This window comes from Kitasatospora sp. NPDC056184, from assembly GCF_042268405.1.
GTDB lineage: Bacteria > Actinomycetota > Actinomycetes > Streptomycetales > Streptomycetaceae > Kitasatospora.
Map to the genome: position 1 here is coordinate 305,597 of NZ_JBHJUI010000011.1, position 15,534 is coordinate 321,130.

Annotated in this window: 13 protein-coding genes; 10 read left to right on the forward strand and 3 right to left on the reverse strand. The window is 73.2% G+C overall.

The features are described from left to right. Nucleotides 1-108: 108 nt before the first annotated feature. On the reverse strand, nt 109-1,380 hold the full coding sequence (gene serB, locus ACFC0B_RS23425) for a phosphoserine phosphatase SerB (RefSeq protein WP_376088930.1): 1,272 nt from the start codon (nt 1,378-1,380) through the stop codon (nt 109-111). Between the two features lie 255 nt (nt 1,381-1,635). Between serB and ACFC0B_RS23430 the strand changes: the two genes are divergently transcribed. The 3 genes from ACFC0B_RS23430 to ACFC0B_RS23440 all read left to right on the forward strand — a co-directional run bounded on the left by ACFC0B_RS23430 (nt 1,636) and on the right by ACFC0B_RS23440 (nt 6,432). Further along, nucleotides 1,636-4,227 (forward strand): FHA domain-containing protein, encoded by a 2,592-nt coding sequence (locus tag ACFC0B_RS23430; protein WP_376088933.1) that lies wholly within the window; start codon nt 1,636-1,638, stop codon nt 4,225-4,227. Nucleotides 4,228-4,691: 464 nt separating this feature from the next. Continuing rightward, nucleotides 4,692-5,789 carry a GAF domain-containing sensor histidine kinase gene (locus ACFC0B_RS23435; protein ID WP_376089003.1) on the forward strand — a complete coding sequence of 366 codons (1,098 nt, stop codon included), beginning with the start codon at nt 4,692-4,694 and terminating at the stop codon, nt 5,787-5,789. Then, on the forward strand, nt 5,782-6,432 hold the full coding sequence (locus tag ACFC0B_RS23440) for a response regulator (RefSeq protein WP_376088936.1): 651 nt from the start codon (nt 5,782-5,784) through the stop codon (nt 6,430-6,432). The genes ACFC0B_RS23435 and ACFC0B_RS23440 overlap by 8 nt, the downstream gene beginning before the upstream one ends. A gap of 2 nt (nt 6,433-6,434) precedes the next feature. On the opposite strand, the gene ACFC0B_RS23445 is transcribed toward ACFC0B_RS23440, so the two are convergent. Next, nucleotides 6,435-7,235 carry a hypothetical protein gene (locus tag ACFC0B_RS23445; protein ID WP_376088939.1) on the reverse strand — a complete coding sequence of 267 codons (801 nt, stop codon included), beginning with the start codon at nt 7,233-7,235 and terminating at the stop codon, nt 6,435-6,437. 149 nt (nt 7,236-7,384) lie between these two features. Here ACFC0B_RS23445 and ACFC0B_RS23450 point away from each other — a divergent pair, with 149 nt between their 5' ends. From ACFC0B_RS23450 to ACFC0B_RS23475, 6 genes are all read left to right on the forward strand, one after another. Then, a complete protein-coding gene (locus ACFC0B_RS23450) occupies nt 7,385-8,176 on the forward strand; it encodes an ABC transporter ATP-binding protein (protein WP_344333919.1) in 792 nt (263 codons plus the stop codon). 165 nt (nt 8,177-8,341) lie between these two features. Next, the gene (locus ACFC0B_RS23455) at nt 8,342-8,764 is read left to right on the forward strand and encodes an NfeD family protein (RefSeq protein ID WP_376088942.1); all 423 of its coding nucleotides are present in this window, start codon (nt 8,342-8,344) and stop codon (nt 8,762-8,764) included. Nucleotides 8,765-8,774: 10 nt separating this feature from the next. Further along, a complete protein-coding gene (locus tag ACFC0B_RS23460; RefSeq protein ID WP_376088945.1) occupies nt 8,775-9,833 on the forward strand; it encodes an SPFH domain-containing protein in 1,059 nt (352 codons plus the stop codon). A gap of 175 nt (nt 9,834-10,008) precedes the next feature. Next, a complete protein-coding gene (locus tag ACFC0B_RS23465; RefSeq protein ID WP_376088948.1) occupies nt 10,009-10,767 on the forward strand; it encodes a sulfite exporter TauE/SafE family protein in 759 nt (252 codons plus the stop codon). Nucleotides 10,768-10,857: 90 nt separating this feature from the next. After that, on the forward strand, nt 10,858-11,160 hold the full coding sequence (locus ACFC0B_RS23470; protein WP_376088951.1) for a 4a-hydroxytetrahydrobiopterin dehydratase: 303 nt from the start codon (nt 10,858-10,860) through the stop codon (nt 11,158-11,160). 87 nt (nt 11,161-11,247) lie between these two features. Beyond that, a complete protein-coding gene (locus ACFC0B_RS23475; protein WP_376088954.1) occupies nt 11,248-12,996 on the forward strand; it encodes a PQQ-binding-like beta-propeller repeat protein in 1,749 nt (582 codons plus the stop codon). An 89-nt stretch (nt 12,997-13,085) separates the two neighbouring features. On the opposite strand, the gene ACFC0B_RS23480 is transcribed toward ACFC0B_RS23475, so the two are convergent. Continuing rightward, a complete protein-coding gene (locus ACFC0B_RS23480) occupies nt 13,086-13,622 on the reverse strand; it encodes an HNH endonuclease (RefSeq protein ID WP_376088957.1) in 537 nt (178 codons plus the stop codon). Between the two features lie 303 nt (nt 13,623-13,925). Between ACFC0B_RS23480 and tyrS the strand changes: the two genes are divergently transcribed. Continuing rightward, nucleotides 13,926-15,188, forward strand: coding sequence for a tyrosine--tRNA ligase (gene tyrS, locus ACFC0B_RS23485; protein WP_376089006.1), 1,263 nt, complete (start codon nt 13,926-13,928; stop codon nt 15,186-15,188). Nucleotides 15,189-15,534: the final 346 nt, after the last annotated feature.

Sequence of the window (15,534 nt, forward strand, 5' to 3'; positions counted from 1 at the left end):
GGTGGCGGGGTTTGTTTTTTAACCCCCGCTTCTGTTTTTTGTGGGGTTGGGGGGGGGGGGGGGGCCGCCCGGCGCCCCCCCGCCCCTCGGCGTCGTCGTGCGGGGCCGTCAGCCGGCCGCCGGGCCGCCGTCCGCCGGACCGTCCAGGACGTCGGCCGCCTCGACCTCCTCGCGGGTGATCCCCAGCAGGTACAGCACGGTGTCCAGGAACGGCACGTTCAGCGCGGTGTCCGCCGCCTGCCGCACCACCGGCTTGGCGTTGAACGCCACGCCCAGTCCGGCCGCGTTCAGCATGTCCAGGTCGTTGGCGCCGTCGCCGATCGCCACCGTCTGCTCCAGCGGCACCTTGGCCTGCTCCGCGAACCGGGTCAGCCAGCGCGCCTTGCCCGCCCGGTCGACGATCTCGCCGACCACCCGGCCGGTGAACTTCCCGTCCACCACCTCCAGGGTGTTCGCCGCCGCGAAGTCCAGCCCCAGCTGCTCCACCAGGTGGTCGGTGACCTGGGTGAACCCGCCGGACACCACCGCCACCTGGAAGCCCAGCTTCTGCAGCGTGCGGATCAGGGTGCGGGCGCCCGGGGTGAGCCGGACCTCCGCGCGCACCTTCTCGGTCACCGCGGCGTCCAGCCCGGCCAGCAGCGCCACCCGGGCGTGCAGCGACTCGGCGAAGTCCAGCTCGCCGCGCATCGCCGCCGCCGTCACCTCGGCGACCTCCGCCTCGCAGCCCGCGTGGGCGGCGAACAGCTCGATCACCTCGTCCTGGATCAGCGTCGAGTCGACGTCCATGACGATCAGCCGCTTGGCCCGCCGCTCCAGCCCGGCCGCCACCACCGCGACGTCCACCCGCTGGGTGGCCGCCTCCTGCGCCAGCTCGGCGCGCAGCCGCTCGGTCGCCACACCCGAGACGGCCAGCTCGACGGCGGTCACCGGGTACTTGGCGAGCCGGAAGACGCGGTCGATGTTGCCGCCGGCCTCGGTGATCCGCGAGGTGAGCGCGGCGACGGCGGAGGCGGTCAGCGGGTGGCCGAGGACGGTGACGTGCGAGCGGCCCTCGCGGCGCGGCCGGTTGTCGCCGGTGCCGGAGATGATCTCGGCCTGGAGCTTCTGGTCCTCGGCCCAGCGGTGCACCAGGGCCCGCAGGCCGCCCTCGGCGCCCGGTGCCGTGGGCGCGCCGACCAGGACGCAGAGCGTTATCCGCCCGCGGGTCACCACCTGCTCGATGTCGACGACCTCGACGCCGTACCCGGCCAGGGTGGCGAAGAGTCCGGTGGTGATCCCGGGGCGGTCCTTGCCGAACACCTTGACGAGCAGGGTGCGCCCGTCCTCGGTCCGGGGCTGCGGGGCGGGGAGCGGCTCGGCGGCCAAGGGCGATGCGTTCATGGTGCCTCCCACGCTACCCGCAGCCCGCCGCCGCCAGGTCACCCGTCCGGGTCGTGGACGGCTCGCGGACGGCTCGTGGAGCCGCCCGTCCAAGGGGGATCCGCGAATCGTTGCCGCCTGGTCACAGTCCGCGGGGGCGGCTTTCACCGGCGCCCGGCGGGCTGGAATGATTCCCCCGTCAGATTCACGATCATTTCGCCCCCACCTGACCGGGGCGCACCATCGGGGGAACCGAGAGAGCGGGGCAGACGAGCAGTGCCGCAACTCGTCATCGAGATCAACGGACAGCAGCGGGTCCTGGAACCCGGGCGGTCCTACACCATCGGTCGCAATCCGCAGTCGGACTTCCAGTTCGACGACGCGCGGGTCTCCTGGCAGCACGCCACCATCTCGTTCAACGGGGCGGGTTGGCAGCTGGACGACCACGGGAGCACCAACGGCACCTACACCGGCGGCGCCCGCACCCTGCAGGCGCAGCTGTTCCCGGGAGCCGTGGTCAACCTCGGCAACGCCGAGAACGGCCCCCGGCTCGCCTTCTCCGCGCCGGCCGCCCAGCCCGCCGCCCAGGCCCCGGCCTGGCACGAGGCGGCCACCAGCCGCTCCGCCGCCCCGCAGCAGCAGTGGCAGGCCCCGGCGGCCCAGCAGCCCTACCCGCCGCAGGCGCAGGCCCAGCCGCCGCACCAGCAGCAGTGGCCGCAGGCCCAGCAGCACGCGCCGCAGCCGCACGTCCAGCCGCAGCCGTTCCCGCAGCAGCAGCCGGGCTTCCCGCAGCAGCAGGGCTTCCCGCAGCCGGCGCCCGCCGAGCACGACGGCGGCCCGCAGCCGACGATCATCCGCAACCTGACCGCCGGCATGAAGACCATCCGGATCGGCCGCGCGCTCGACAACGACATCGTGGTCTCCGACCTCCAGGTCTCCCGCCACCACGCCGAGCTGCGCCAGCTGCCGGACGGCCGCTACGAGATCGTCGACCTCGGCAGCCACAACGGCATCTTCCTCAACGGCCAGCGCGTCGAGCGCCAGCTGATCGGCGCGCAGGACCGGCTGACCGTCGGCCACTCCAGCTTCGTGCTGGTCGGCGACCAGCTGCAGGAGTTCGTCGACACCGGCGCGGTCTCCTTCTCCGCCCGCCACCTGACCGTCGAGGTCGAGCACAAGGGCGGCAAGAAGATCCTGCTCAACGACGTCAGCTTCGGCGTCCCGGAGAAGTCCCTGGTCGCGGTCATCGGCCCGTCCGGCTCCGGCAAGTCGACCCTGCTGCGCGCCCTCACCGGCTACCGCCCGGCCGACCGCGGCGACGTCCTCTACGACGGCCGCAACCTCTACAAGCAGTTCGCCGAGCTGCGCTCGCGCATCGGCCTGGTGCCGCAGTCGGAGATCCTGCACAAGGAGCTGACCGTCCGCACCGGCCTCAAGTACGCGGCCCGGCTGCGCTTCCCCGGCGACACCGAGCCGCGCGAGCGCGAGGCGCGGATCGACGAGGTGCTCTACGAGCTGCGCCTGGACAAGCGCGCCGACAACCGGATCACCGCGCTCTCCGGCGGCCAGCAGAAGCGCGTCTCGGTCGCCCTGGAGCTGCTCACCAAGCCCTCGCTGATCTTCCTGGACGAGCCCACCTCGGGCCTCGACCCGGGCATGGACCGCGAGGTCATGCAGATGCTGCGCGGCCTCGCCGACGACGGCCGCACCATCCTGGTCGTCACCCACTCGGTGGCCGAACTCGCCCTCTGCGACCGGCTGCTGGTGATGGCGCCGGGCGGTTCGGTGGCGTACTTCGGCCCGCCGGACGAGGCCCTGCACTTCTTCGGGTACGAGACCTGGGCCGACATCTTCCAGGCCTTCGAGAACTACCCGGACCACGACTGGGCCGGCCGCTACCGGGGCTCGGTGCACTACCAGCAGTACTCGGCCGACGTCGACTCCGGCGCCGTGCAGCCGGTGCAGTCCGCGCAGATCGGCCAGGAGGCCGTCCGCCCGCCGAAGCCGCAGAGCTGGGGCTCGCAGCTGTGGACGCTGATCCGCCGCTACGTCTCGGTGCTCGCCTCCGACCGGGGCTTCCTGGCGCTGTCGATCCTGCTGCCGGCGGTGCTCGGCGCGGTCAGCGTGCTGATCCCGAACGAGGCCGGCCTGGCCCGCAACCCCAAGACGCAGCTCGGCCTGAACAGCGGCGCCGCGACGATCATGCTGATCCTGGCGATCGGCGCCTGCTTCTCCGGGGCGGCCAACTCGGTCCGCGAGCTGATCAAGGAACGGGCGATCTACGAGCGGGAACGGGCCACCGGGCTGTCCCGCTCGGCGTACATGATGTCCAAGATCATCGTGCTGGGCTTCTTCAGCGTGATCCAGGGCGCGATCATCTCCGCCGTCGGCTTCCTGCCGCGCAAGCTGCCCTCCGACGGCCTGGTGATCAAGAGCCTGCCGATCCTGGAGATGAGCCTCGGCCTGATCCTGCTCAGCTTCGCCTCGATGATGTTCGGCCTGGCGATCTCCGCGCTGGTCAAGACCGCCGAGAAGACCATGCCGCTGCTGGTCATGTTCGCGATCATCCAGGTCGTCTTCACCGGCTGCCTCTTCCAGGTCTTCTCCAAGCCCGGCCTGGAGCAGTTCGCCTGGCTGATGCCGGCCCGCTGGGGCACCGGCATGGTCGCCACCACGCTGGACCTCTCGCACCTGCTCGGCCCCTGGAACAAGGACTTCCAGAACCCCGAGTACGACGCGATCTGGGGCCACAACGCCGGCCAGTTCTGGTTCGACGCCGGGATCCTGATCATGATGTCGATCCTCATCGGCATCGTCGTGACCCGCCTCCAGCGGCGCCACGAGCCCGAGGTCATGCAGAAGGGCTGACCGCCCGCCGTCCGCCCGCGGGGGCGGCCCGCCCCACCAGGGGAGGGCCGCCCCCGCGGCGTCCGTCGACCTAGGACCCGTCTTCAAGCCCCCGCCTGCCGTGCGGCGTCTGGGCACGCACCTCGCCGCGTTGTCGTCGGTCGCCGATGCTCCGCATGGACTCCCTCCTCCGCCTTGCGATGCACGCACCCAGACGCCGCACGGCCCGCCCTACGGGCGGACAACGGGGGTTTGAAGACGGGCCCTAGGTCCGCAGACCCGGGACCCGCCCGGCCCGGGGACGGACGCACGGGCCCCGCGCGCGGCGGTAGGTTGGCCACATGCCCACCGTGCCAAGCGACCACCGGCACGCCGGAGCGCTGTCCGCCGACCGGATCCCGGTCGGCCCGCCGCCCGCCGCCACCCTGCCCGCCTGCGAACCCTGCCTCGCCGGCATCGAGGCCGTCAGCCAGGCCCTGCTCGCGATGAGCCGCCACCTGGAGGTCCGCGAGGTCCTGCGCCGGATCACCGCCTCCGCCCGCCGCCTGCTCGGCGCCGAGTACGCCGCCCTCGGCGTCCCCGACGACCACGGCGGCTTCGCCCAGTTCGTCGTCGACGGCGTCACCGACGAGCAGTGGAAGGCCATCGGCCCGCTGCCCCGGCAGCACGGCGTGCTCGCCGCGATGTTCCACGAGACCGGCGCCGTCCGGCTCGACGACGTCCGCGGCGCCCCCGCCTTCGGCGGCTGGCCCGAGGCCCACCCCGAGCTCGGCGCCTTCCTCGGCATGCCGATCGTCGACCCCGACCCCGCCGAGGACGAGCCCGCCGTCCTCGGCGTCATCTACCTCGCCAACAAACAGGGCGGCGGCGGCTTCACCGACCACGACGAGGAACTCCTGCGGATACTCGCCGCCCACGCTGCGCTCGCCCTGTCCAACGCGCGCCTCTACGAGCGCAGCCGCGAGCTCACCCTGGCCGGCGAACGCGCCCGGATCGCCCACGACCTGCACGACGCCGTCTCGCAGAAGCTCTTCTCGCTGCGCCTCACCGCCAAGGCCGCCGCCAAGCTCGTCGACCGCGACCCGGCCCGCGCCCGCCAGGAACTCGCCGAGGTCGCCCGGCTCGCCGCCGAGGCCGCCGACGAGCTGCGCGCCGTCGTCGTCGAGCTGCGCCCCGCCGCCCTGGAGGAGGACGGCCTGAGCGCCACCCTCGCCTCCCAGGTGCAGGTCCTCGACCGCGCCCACGCCGCCGACATCGCCTTCGCCGCCGACCGGGTCCGCGTCCTGCCGCAGGCCCAGGAGGCCGCCCTGCTGCGGGTCGCCCAGGAGGCCCTGCACAACGCGCTGCGCCACTCCGGCGCCCGCCGGGTCACCGTCACCCTGGCCGGCACGCCCGACCGCGGCGCCCTGCTGCGGATCAGCGACAACGGCCGGGGCTTCGACCCCGAGTCGGTCCGCCGGGCCGGCCGCCACCTCGGCCTGGTCTCGATGCGCGACCGCGCCGCCGCCGTCGGCGGCCGGCTCACCCTGGACTCCGCCCCCGGAAAGGGCACGGTCGTCGAGATGGAGGTCCCCGGTGCCTGACACCGCGTCCGCGATCCGCGTCCTGCTGGTCGACGACCACCAGGTGGTCCGCCGCGGCCTGCGCACCTTCCTGGAGGTGCAGGACGACATCGAGGTGGTCGGCGAGGCCGCCGACGGCGCCGAGGGCGTCGACCGGGCCCGGGCCCTCGACCCCGACGTCGTGCTGATGGACCTCAAGATGCCCGGCGTCGACGGCATCGAGGCGCTGCGCACGCTCAAGGAGGAGGGCAGCCGGGCCCGGATCCTGATCGTCACCAGCTTCACCGAGCACCGCACCATGGTCCCCGCGCTGCGGGCCGGCGCCGCCGGGTACGTCTACAAGGACGTCGACCCGGAGGCCCTGGCCGGCGCGATCCGCTCGGTCCACGCCGGCCACGTGCTGCTCCAGCCCGAACTCGCCGAGGCGCTGCTCGCCGACGACGGCCCGCGCCCCCCGCAGGGCCGCGGCGGCACCCTCACCGAGCGCGAGCGCGAGGTGCTCGGCCACATCTCCGACGGCCGGTCCAACCGGGAGATCGCCCGCAGCCTCCACCTGTCCGAGAAGACGGTGAAGACGCACGTCTCCAACATCCTCATGAAGCTGGACCTCGCCGACCGCACCCAGGCCGCGCTCTGGGCCGTGCGGCACGGCGAGACCCGCTAGGCCTAGGCCTCCCGCTCGTCCACCAGCGCGTTGTACGCCGCCACCTGGGCCCGGCGGGCCGTGCGCCACAGCGGCGCCAGCGCCGCCTGCCGGGCCGCGATCTCCGAGGCGCTCACCGCCGCGCCGTGACCGCCCGAGGCGATCGACAGCAGCGCCGCCACCTGGCGCGCCGACTCCAGCACCCGGACCGCGCGCGGCGGGTACCCGGGCGCGAGCAGCTCGTCGTGCCCGCGCCGCCGGTACGCCTCCAGCGCCCGCAGCGCCTCGGGCCCGGCCCCGGCCACGTCCAACCGGGTCAGCAGCGCGGTCGCCCGGCGCAGCCCGTCCGCGAGCTCGAACTCCGCCTCGTGCAGCGAGGGCACGTCCGCCGGCGGCGCGTCGTGCACCTCGGCGCAGCGCCACAGCACCGTCGCCGACCTGTCCCCGACCGGGCCGAACACCTCCACCTCGGGCACCAGCCCCAGCGGCACCCCGACCGCCAGCACCGCCTCCCCGGCCCCCATCGCCCGCGCGTTGAACGGCGCCGGCCCGGTCAGGCCCAGCGGGTGCCCGGCGGTCGGCAGCGCCAGCCGCAGGCCCGTCACACCCAGCACCCGCAGCCGCCCCAGCGCCCAGGTGAGCCCGTGCCGCTCGTCCGGACCGTCCCCGGGAAGACCGGTCACCCGGTGGCTCTCGTCGGCCCCCAGCACCGCCGCGGCGGCGTTGTCGGGCGGCACCAGACCGGCCAGCAGGGCGTTGCCCCAGGCGGTCAGCCGCCCCGAACGGGGCTCTTCGTACGGATTGTCGGCAGGAGTGGCGAGCATCCGGCCAGCCTACGGAATCGGCGGCCACCCGCGTGGCGTAGGTTTGCCCATGCGCGTGCGGCGCACCCACTCCGTGCCCACCGGCCGCCGGAGCGGTCCGCCCGCCCGCACCGACGGCCGAGATATCTGTTTTTGGGGAAGGCGTAGGCATGAGCGACGTGCTGGAGCTGGTGGACGTTTCCGTGGTCCGGGAGGGGCGCGCGCTGGTCGACCAGGTCTCGTGGTCCATCTCCGAGGGAGAGCGCTGGGTCATCCTCGGCCCGAACGGCGCCGGCAAGACCACCCTGCTGCAGATCGCCTCCTCGTACCTCTTCCCGACCGCCGGCAAGGTCACCGTCCTCGGCGAGAAGCTCGGCGAGGTCGACGTCTTCGAGCTGCGCTCGCGGATCGGCCTGGCCGGCGCCGCGATGTTCGACAAGCTCCCGGCCGAGCAGACCGTGCTGCAGACGGTGCTCACCGCCGCCTACGGCATGACCGTCACCTGGCAGGAGACCTACGAGCAGTCCGACGAGTCCCGCGCCCTCGCCCTGCTCGACCGCCTCGGCATGGCCGGCCTGACCGACCGCCGCTTCGGCACCCTCTCCGAGGGCGAGCGCAAGCGCACCCTGATCGCCCGCGCGCTGATGACCGACCCCGAGCTGCTGCTGCTCGACGAGCCCGCCGCCGGCCTCGACCTCGGCGGCCGCGAGGACCTCGTCCGCCGCCTCGGCGCGCTGGCCCAGGACGAGTTCGCGCCGGCCATGGCGATGGTCACCCACCACGTCGAGGAGATCGCCCCCGGCTTCACCCACGTCCTGATGATCCGCCAGGGCAAGGTGCTCGCCGCCGGACCGATCGACACCGAGCTGACGGCACGCAACCTCTCCAAGTGCTTCGGCCTGCCGCTGACCCTGGAGCGCCACGGCGACCGCTGGTCCGCCCAGGGCCTGCCCCTCGGCTGACCCCGTGTGGGCTCCGCGCGGACCCCGTACCCGGCCCGCGCGGAGCCCACTGAACGTCCACTGAACCCGGTCGAACCGGAACCGGTCGTACGCGCGACCGGTTTCCGCCCCTCCACCTGCGGGAACTGACCGCCTCGAAGGCCCTTCCCTCCCTAGGATGGACACGTGGACAGCTGGATCTGGTGGCTTCTGGTCGCCGTCGGCCTCGGCATACCGTTGGTGATCACGGCGATGCCGGAACTCGCCATGTTCGCCGTCGGCGCGCTCTTCGCGGCAGGCGTCGCGGGACTGGGCGCCGACCCGGTCTGGCAGGTCCTGACCTTCGTCGCGGCCTCGGTCGCGCAACTGGTCGTCATCCGTCCGATCGCCTACCGGGCGCTGCGGAAGGGCCCGGAGATCAAGATGGGCATCGAGGCGCTCAAGGGCGCCACCGCGGTCGTCGCGGAAAGGGTCGACGCGGAGGGCGGCCGGATCAAGCTCAACGGCGAGATCTGGTCGGCCCGCGCGCTCCACCCCGAGCAGGTGTACCAGCCGGGGGAGCAGGTCGACGTCGTCGAAATCCAGGGCGCGACCGCCCTGGTCGTCTAGGGGAGAGTCCGTGGAACCCGTCCTTATCGTCCTGGTCGTCCTGGTCGTGGTGGCCTTCATCGCGCTGATCAAGACGATTCAGGTCATCCCGCAGGCCAGCGCCGCGATCGTGGAGCGCTTCGGCCGCTACACCCGGACGCTCAACGCCGGCCTGAACATCGTCGTCCCGTTCATCGACCGCGTCCGCAACCGGATCGACCTGCGCGAGCAGGTCGTGCCGTTCCCGCCGCAGCCGGTGATCACCCAGGACAACCTGGTCGTCAACATCGACACGGTCATCTACTACCAGGTCACCGACCCCCGGGCGGCCACCTACGAGGTCGCCAGCTACATCCAGGCGATCGAGCAGCTCACCGTCACCACGCTGCGCAACATCATCGGCTCGATGGACCTCGAATCCACCCTCACCTCGCGCGAGGTGATCAACGCCGGTCTGCGCGGGGTGCTCGACGAGGCCACCGGCAAGTGGGGCATCCGGGTCAACCGCGTCGAGCTGAAGGCGATCGAGCCGCCGACCTCCATCCAGGACTCGATGGAGAAGCAGATGCGCGCCGAGCGGGACAAGCGCGCCGCGATCCTCACCGCCGAGGGCAACCGGCAGTCGCAGATCCTGCGCGCCGAAGGTGAGAAGCAGGCCGAGGTCCTCAAGGCCGAGGGCGAGGCCCAGGCCGCGGTGCTGCGCGCCGACGGTGAGGCCGCCGCCATCCGGACCGTCTTCGAGGCGATCCACCAGGGCGACGCCGACCAGAAGCTGCTCGCCTACCAGTACCTCCAGACCCTGCCCGAGCTGGCCAAGGGCGACGCCAACAAGCTCTGGATCATCCCCAGCGAGGTCGGCGACGCGCTCAAGGGCCTCGGCGGCGCGTTCACCGGTCTGACCGGCAACGGCGGCGGTGCCAACGGCAGCGCGGTGGCCGCCCCCAGTGCCCCGCCGGCCGCCCCGCCGGCCGCCAGCCAGGTCCCGATCGACCCGGCCGCGGGCCCGCGCCCGCTGGACACCGACACCAAGGGCTCCGCGCGGCCCCGGATCGACCCGCTCCGCGAGTACCGCAAGACCGACCCGGAGTGACCGTCCCCCGCTCCTCGCTCCGCCGAGGGCCCGCCCCCGTACCGCACGGGGGCGGGCCCTCGGGCGTACCGGCGCGGAGGACTGTGGCGTACGTCCCGAATGCCGGGCGCCTCTGGAACCCCCACCGGTCCGTCCGGCATGATCGCCGCGACAGGACCCCCACGGGAGGTGGCTCATGACGGTCTGGGAGGCGGTCGCCGTGCTGGCGGCAGGCGTCGGCGCCGGAATGATCAATGTGATCGTCGGCTCCGGCACCCTCATCACCTTCCCGGTGCTGCTCGCCGTCGGCCTCCCGCCGGTCACCGCCAACGTCTCCAACTCCTTCGGCCTGGTGCCCGGCTCGCTCAGCGGCGTGATCGGCTACCGCCGCGAACTGGCCGACCAGCGCGCCCGGCTCCTCCGCTTCGGCACCGCCTCGCTGCTCGGCGGCGTCCTCGGCGCCTACCTGCTGGTCGAACTGCCCAGCGCCGCCTTCGACGCCGTCGTCCCGGTGCTGATCCTGCTGGCCCTCGTCCTGGTGGTGCTGCAGCCCCGGGTCGCCAGGGCCGTCGCCGCCCGCCGCCGCCCCGACGGCGACCCGCACGGCGGGGTGCTGCTGCTCGTCGGGATCTTCCTCACCGGCGTCTACGGCGGCTACTTCGGCGCCGCCCAGGGCGTGCTGCTGCTGGCCCTGATGGGCATGCTGCTCCAGGAGGACCTGCAGCGGATCAACGGCGTGAAGAACGCCCTCGCGATGATCGTCAACAGCGTCGCCGCCCTGTTCTTCCTCTTCACCTCGACGGTGAACTGGGCCGCCGCGGGCCTCATCGCGGTCGGCTCGCTGGTCGGCGGGACGATCGGCGCCAGGGTCGGCCGCAAGCTGCCGCCGCAGGCGCTGCGCGCGGTCATCGTCGTCGTCGGCCTGGCCGCCGTCGCCAAGCTGCTCACGGACTGAGGCCGCGATCCGAGGTGTCGCCGACGTCCGACGGCCCGGCCTCGATAGGTTCGGTGTGAACTGACAGCGACCGGTGACAGGAGTGGGCCGATGAGCCGCGAACGGCTGACCGAGGACGAGATCACCGCCGGGCTGGCCGGCCTGCCGCACTGGACGCGCGAGGGCGGCACCATCGTCCGCACCGCCGACGCCCCGGACTTCCCCGCCGGGATCCGGGTCGTCGTCGCCGTCGCCGGGACCGCCGAGGCGATGGACCACCACCCCGACATCGACATCCGCTGGCGCACCCTGCGCTTCGCCCTCTCCACCCACAGCGCCGGGGGCCTCACCGCCCTCGACCTCGCCCTCGCCGCCAGGATCGACGAGGCCCTGGCCGCCGAGTCCGCCGGCTGACCCCCGCGGAACCGTCCCTTCCGGCCCCGCCGCGGGCCCATGAGATGCTGGCTGCCGCAGTGCAGGCGGCCGGGAGGGACGGAACGGATGGCGCAGGACCCCCTCGGCGACGGCAGCCCGCAGCCCTGGTACCCGCAGCAGGCGACCTGGCCGGGGGAGCAGGGACAGGGCGCGGACGTCCCCTACCTCCCGTACGACCCGTACCACCCCTACGGCCAGGTGCCGCAGCCCGACGCCTACGTCCCGGACGCGCACCCGTACGACGGACAGCACCGGGACCAGTACCACCAGGAGCAGTACGCGCCGTACGTGGTCGTCCCGCAGCAGCCGCAGCCGGCGGGGGAGGAGCTGTACGTGCCCGCCGGCGCCGAGTACACCGCCGACGGCTACGTGCACCTGGAGCCCGAATCCGAGGCCGAGCCCGAACCGGAGCCGGAACCCGCTCCGGCCGCCGCCCCGGCCCCCTCCCGGCGGGCCGGCCGCGGCGGGAGGGCCCGGGCCGCCGCCGCGGACACCGCCACCACCCGGTACACCCCCGACCGGCGCGCCCTGCTGGTGCGCAGCGGCGCCGGCCTCGCCGCACTCGGCGTCCTGATCGCGGCCGGCGTGGTGGTGAGCGCCGAGGGCGGCGGCAGCGCCTCCGCCGACGGCGGGCCGGGCTTCACCGCCGCCCACACCCGCACCTGGGCCGCCCCGGTCGACGCCGGCCGGCCCGGCGGCGACGGCACCCTCCTCGGCAGCTGGCTGCTCGACGGCGCGGTGGTGCGCGCCGACGCCGCCGGCGTGCGCGCGTACGGCCTGACGGACGGCCGGCCCGTCTGGGCGGTGGAGCCGCCCGCCGCCGGAGCCGTCCCGTGCGGCCTGTCGCCGACCGTCGGTCCGGCCGGTCTCGGTGCCGTGCTGTTCCGGCCGCAGGCCGACCCGAAGAGCCCGTGCGCGCTGGTCGCCGCCGTCGACACCAAGGACGGCCGGACGGTGTGGACCAAACCGCTCACCGACGCCAAGGGCGCCTACGGCGCGCGCGTCGGCGTCACCGAGGACAAGGTGATCGCGGTCGGCGACAGCCACGCCGTCGCCTGGCAGTCCGCCGACGGCGCGGACGTCTGGCAGTACACCGGGCAGGGGAAGTTCTGCACCCTCTCCGGCGGCGTCTCCGGCGCGACCGTCCTGGTCACCAGCACCTGCGCGGACTCCGCCCCCGTCGACCAGGCCGTCGCGCTGAACACCGCCGACGGCAAGGTCTCCTGGTGGCGCGGCCTGAACAACAAGCCGAGGACGGCGACCGTGCTCTCCGCCGAACCGCCCGTCGTCCTCACCACCGGCGAGAAGCCCGAGGACGACCGGGTGTTCGCCTGGGGCCCGGCCGGCGACCCCGCCGCCGAGATCCCGGTCGCCGACGGCGACGGCCGGCTGGAGGTCGCCCACGGGACGTTCTCGGCCACCCCCGGCGTCTTCTTCCAGGACCGCACCATGGTCACCACGGTCACCGCCGCCTCGGCGAACGGGACCGGCGGGCCGGTCGCGGTGGTCGGCTACGACCTCGACACCGGCAAGCAGCGCTGGCGGACCACCGCCCGGGAGAAGGGTGCCGCCCGGGCCGTCGGCGTGGACGGCGGAGCGCTGGTGCTCGCCGTCGACGAGCGCCTCGACCAGCCGGCCCACCTCAGCCGCTTCGCGCTGGACGGCGGGCAGGAGAAGGCCGGCGGCGGCTTCCCGCCCGGCACCGGCTCGCTGCTGGTCGCCGGCCGCGTCCTGATCGGCGGCGGCCGGGTCGTCGCCGTCCCCGAGCACGCGGCGAACTTCGGCACCGCGACGGGTTTCCGGGCGAAGGAATGAGCCCGCGCCCGGCCGGGAACCGACCTCCCCCGTCGGTCCCCGGCCGGGCCTCCCCCCGGTTCACGGCCGCTTCGAGAGCCCGGGCGGACTCAGGCGGCGGACGGCGCGGGCGCGGCGACGGCCTGGGCCGGAAGCCAGTCGGCCAGTTCCCTGACGTCCGAACCGCGCAGCCCCAGCGCCATCATCAGCGTGGCCTGCGGCGTCGGTACGAACGGCTTGCGGAGCAGCCTCATCCCCGCCTGCTCCGGCGTCCGGTCGGCCTTGAGCTGGTTGTCCTCCGCGCAGGCGGCCACCGTGTTGAGCCAGGTGTCCCCGCCCCCGCGCGACTTGGGCTGCAGGTGGTCCACCGTGGTGGCCCGCCGCCCGCAGTAGGCGCACAGGTGCTGGTCCCGCACGAGCACCCCGCGGCGCGACCACGGAGCCTGTTGTCGGAACGGCACCCGTACGTACCGCTGGAGTCTGATCACCCGTGGCACCGGTACCGACACCCCCGTCCCGCGCATGGTGCGCAGCGGGTGCGCCTGCTCGACCACGGCCTTGTCCTGGAGCACCAGGACCACGGCGCGCTGGAGCGACACCGTCGTCAGCGGCTCGTAGCTTGCGTTCAGAACCAACGTGCTGCGCACCTCGGCCACCCTTCCGCGGGCGTGCCACGGCGGCACGACCGTCCTTGACCCACGTCACTGCCGCCGCGCGGCGGTGGGACCACTGTGAAGGGGCTCACGGTCGTCGAACAACGGAATTTCCGGTGTCTCGGAGGGGCATGGCCACGTCGGAACCCGGTCGGCGCGGCGCGTCCACGCCAATGCGGCGAAAACTCGCTGGCGGCGACCGCGTAGGCTCTACAACGCTGGAGCCGTTCCGCACCGGGGCCCGGCCGAACCGGGCCCGCACCGGGCGGGACGCCCGACCGAAGGAGAAGCGTGACCGTGACGGACATCGTCGACGAGCTGCGGTGGCGTGGGCTGATCGCCCTGTCCACCGACGAGGACGCACTGCGCAAGGCGTTCGCGGACGGCCCGGTCACGTTCTATTGCGGCTTCGACCCGACGGCCCCCAGCCTGCACCTCGGCAACCTGGTCCAGATCCTCACCATGCGCCGCATCCAGCAGGCGGGGAACCTCCCGCTCGGCCTGGTCGGCGGCGCCACCGGTCTGATCGGCGACCCGAAGCCCACCGCCGAGCGCGTGCTCAACGACCCCGAGACGGTGGCCGGCTGGGTGGAGCGGCTGCGCGGGCAGATCTCGCGGTTCCTGGACTTCGAGGGCCCGTACGCGGCGCGCATGGTCAACAACCTGGACTGGACCTCCGGGATGTCCGCGATCAGCCTGCTGCGCGACGTCGGCAAGTACTTCCGGGTCAACAACATGATCGCCAAGGAGGCCGTCGCCCGGCGGCTCAACTCCGACGCGGGCATCAGCTACACCGAGTTCAGCTACCAGATCCTCCAGGGCATGGACTACCTGGAGCTGAACCGCCGCTACGGCTGCACCCTGCAGACCGGCGGCAGCGACCAGTGGGGCAACCTCACCGCCGGCACCGACCTGATCCGCAAGGCGGACGGCAAGTCGGTGCACGCGCTGTCCACGCCGCTGATCGTCAAGGCCGACGGCACGAAGTTCGGCAAGACGGAGTCCGGCACGGTCTGGCTCGACCCCGAGCTGACCACCCCGTACGCCTTCTACCAGTTCTGGCTGAACGCGGACGACCGGGACGTCCCCACCTTCCTGCGGATCTTCAGCTTCCGCTCGAAGGAGGAGATCGAGGAGCTGGAGCGCGAGACCACCGAGCGCCCGGCCGCCCGCCTCGCCCAGCGCGCCCTCGCCGAGGAGCTGACCACCCTGGTGCACGGCGCCGACCAGTACGAGCGCGCCGTGGCCGCCTCCAAGGCGCTGTTCGGCCAGGGCGACCTCGCCGAGCTGGAGGCCCCGACCCTGGCCGCCGCGCTCGCCGAGGTCCCGAAGGCCACGGTCACCGAGCTCCAGTCGGTGGTCGACCTGCTGGTCGCCGTCGGCCTCTCCCCGAGCCGTTCGGCCGCCCGCCGGACGATCAAGGAGGGCGGCGCCTACCTCAACAACGTCAAGGTGACGGACGAGGAGGCGGTGCCGGCCGAGGCCGATCTGCTGCACGGCCGCTGGCTGGTCCTGCGCCGGGGCAAGCGCAACCTGGCCGCAGCCGAACTGGCCAAGTGATCGAACCGGCCGTGATGGCCGAATCGCGACGCCGCTGACCTGCGGCTTCGACCCTCAGGGGCGGGATCCAGCCGGATCCCGCCCCTGATGTTTGACGATGTCCTCCAGGTGGCCTAGTGTTGAACGAGTCGCTGAAGCGGCCACCCACTCAGCGCGTATCGCTCTCGGAGCATGAATTTCGAGTGACACTCGGAATGCGCTAATGTGGAGGGCGCCGCAGAAAGTGGCCCCGGACCAGTTCGGGAAAGTCGGATGAATGAAACTCCGGAAAACGGAGCGGAAAACATCTGATAAGCTGGAAACACGAAAGAACGAAGCGCCCGGAGGGCCGGTGTGAAAGCCGCCT

Coding starts and splice junctions, on each gene's coding strand:
- ACFC0B_RS23465 (WP_376088948.1), top strand. CDS start 10,009: ATGACGGTCTGGGAGGCGGTCGCCGTGCTGGCGGCAGGCGTCGGCGCC.
- ACFC0B_RS23450 (WP_344333919.1), top strand. CDS start 7,385: ATGAGCGACGTGCTGGAGCTGGTGGACGTTTCCGTGGTCCGGGAGGGG.
- serB (WP_376088930.1), bottom strand. CDS start 1,380: ATGAACGCATCGCCCTTGGCCGCCGAGCCGCTCCCCGCCCCGCAGCCC.
- ACFC0B_RS23475 (WP_376088954.1), top strand. CDS start 11,248: ATGGCGCAGGACCCCCTCGGCGACGGCAGCCCGCAGCCCTGGTACCCG.
- ACFC0B_RS23470 (WP_376088951.1), top strand. CDS start 10,858: ATGAGCCGCGAACGGCTGACCGAGGACGAGATCACCGCCGGGCTGGCC.
- ACFC0B_RS23435 (WP_376089003.1), top strand. CDS start 4,692: ATGAGCCGCCACCTGGAGGTCCGCGAGGTCCTGCGCCGGATCACCGCC.
- ACFC0B_RS23445 (WP_376088939.1), bottom strand. CDS start 7,235: ATGCTCGCCACTCCTGCCGACAATCCGTACGAAGAGCCCCGTTCGGGG.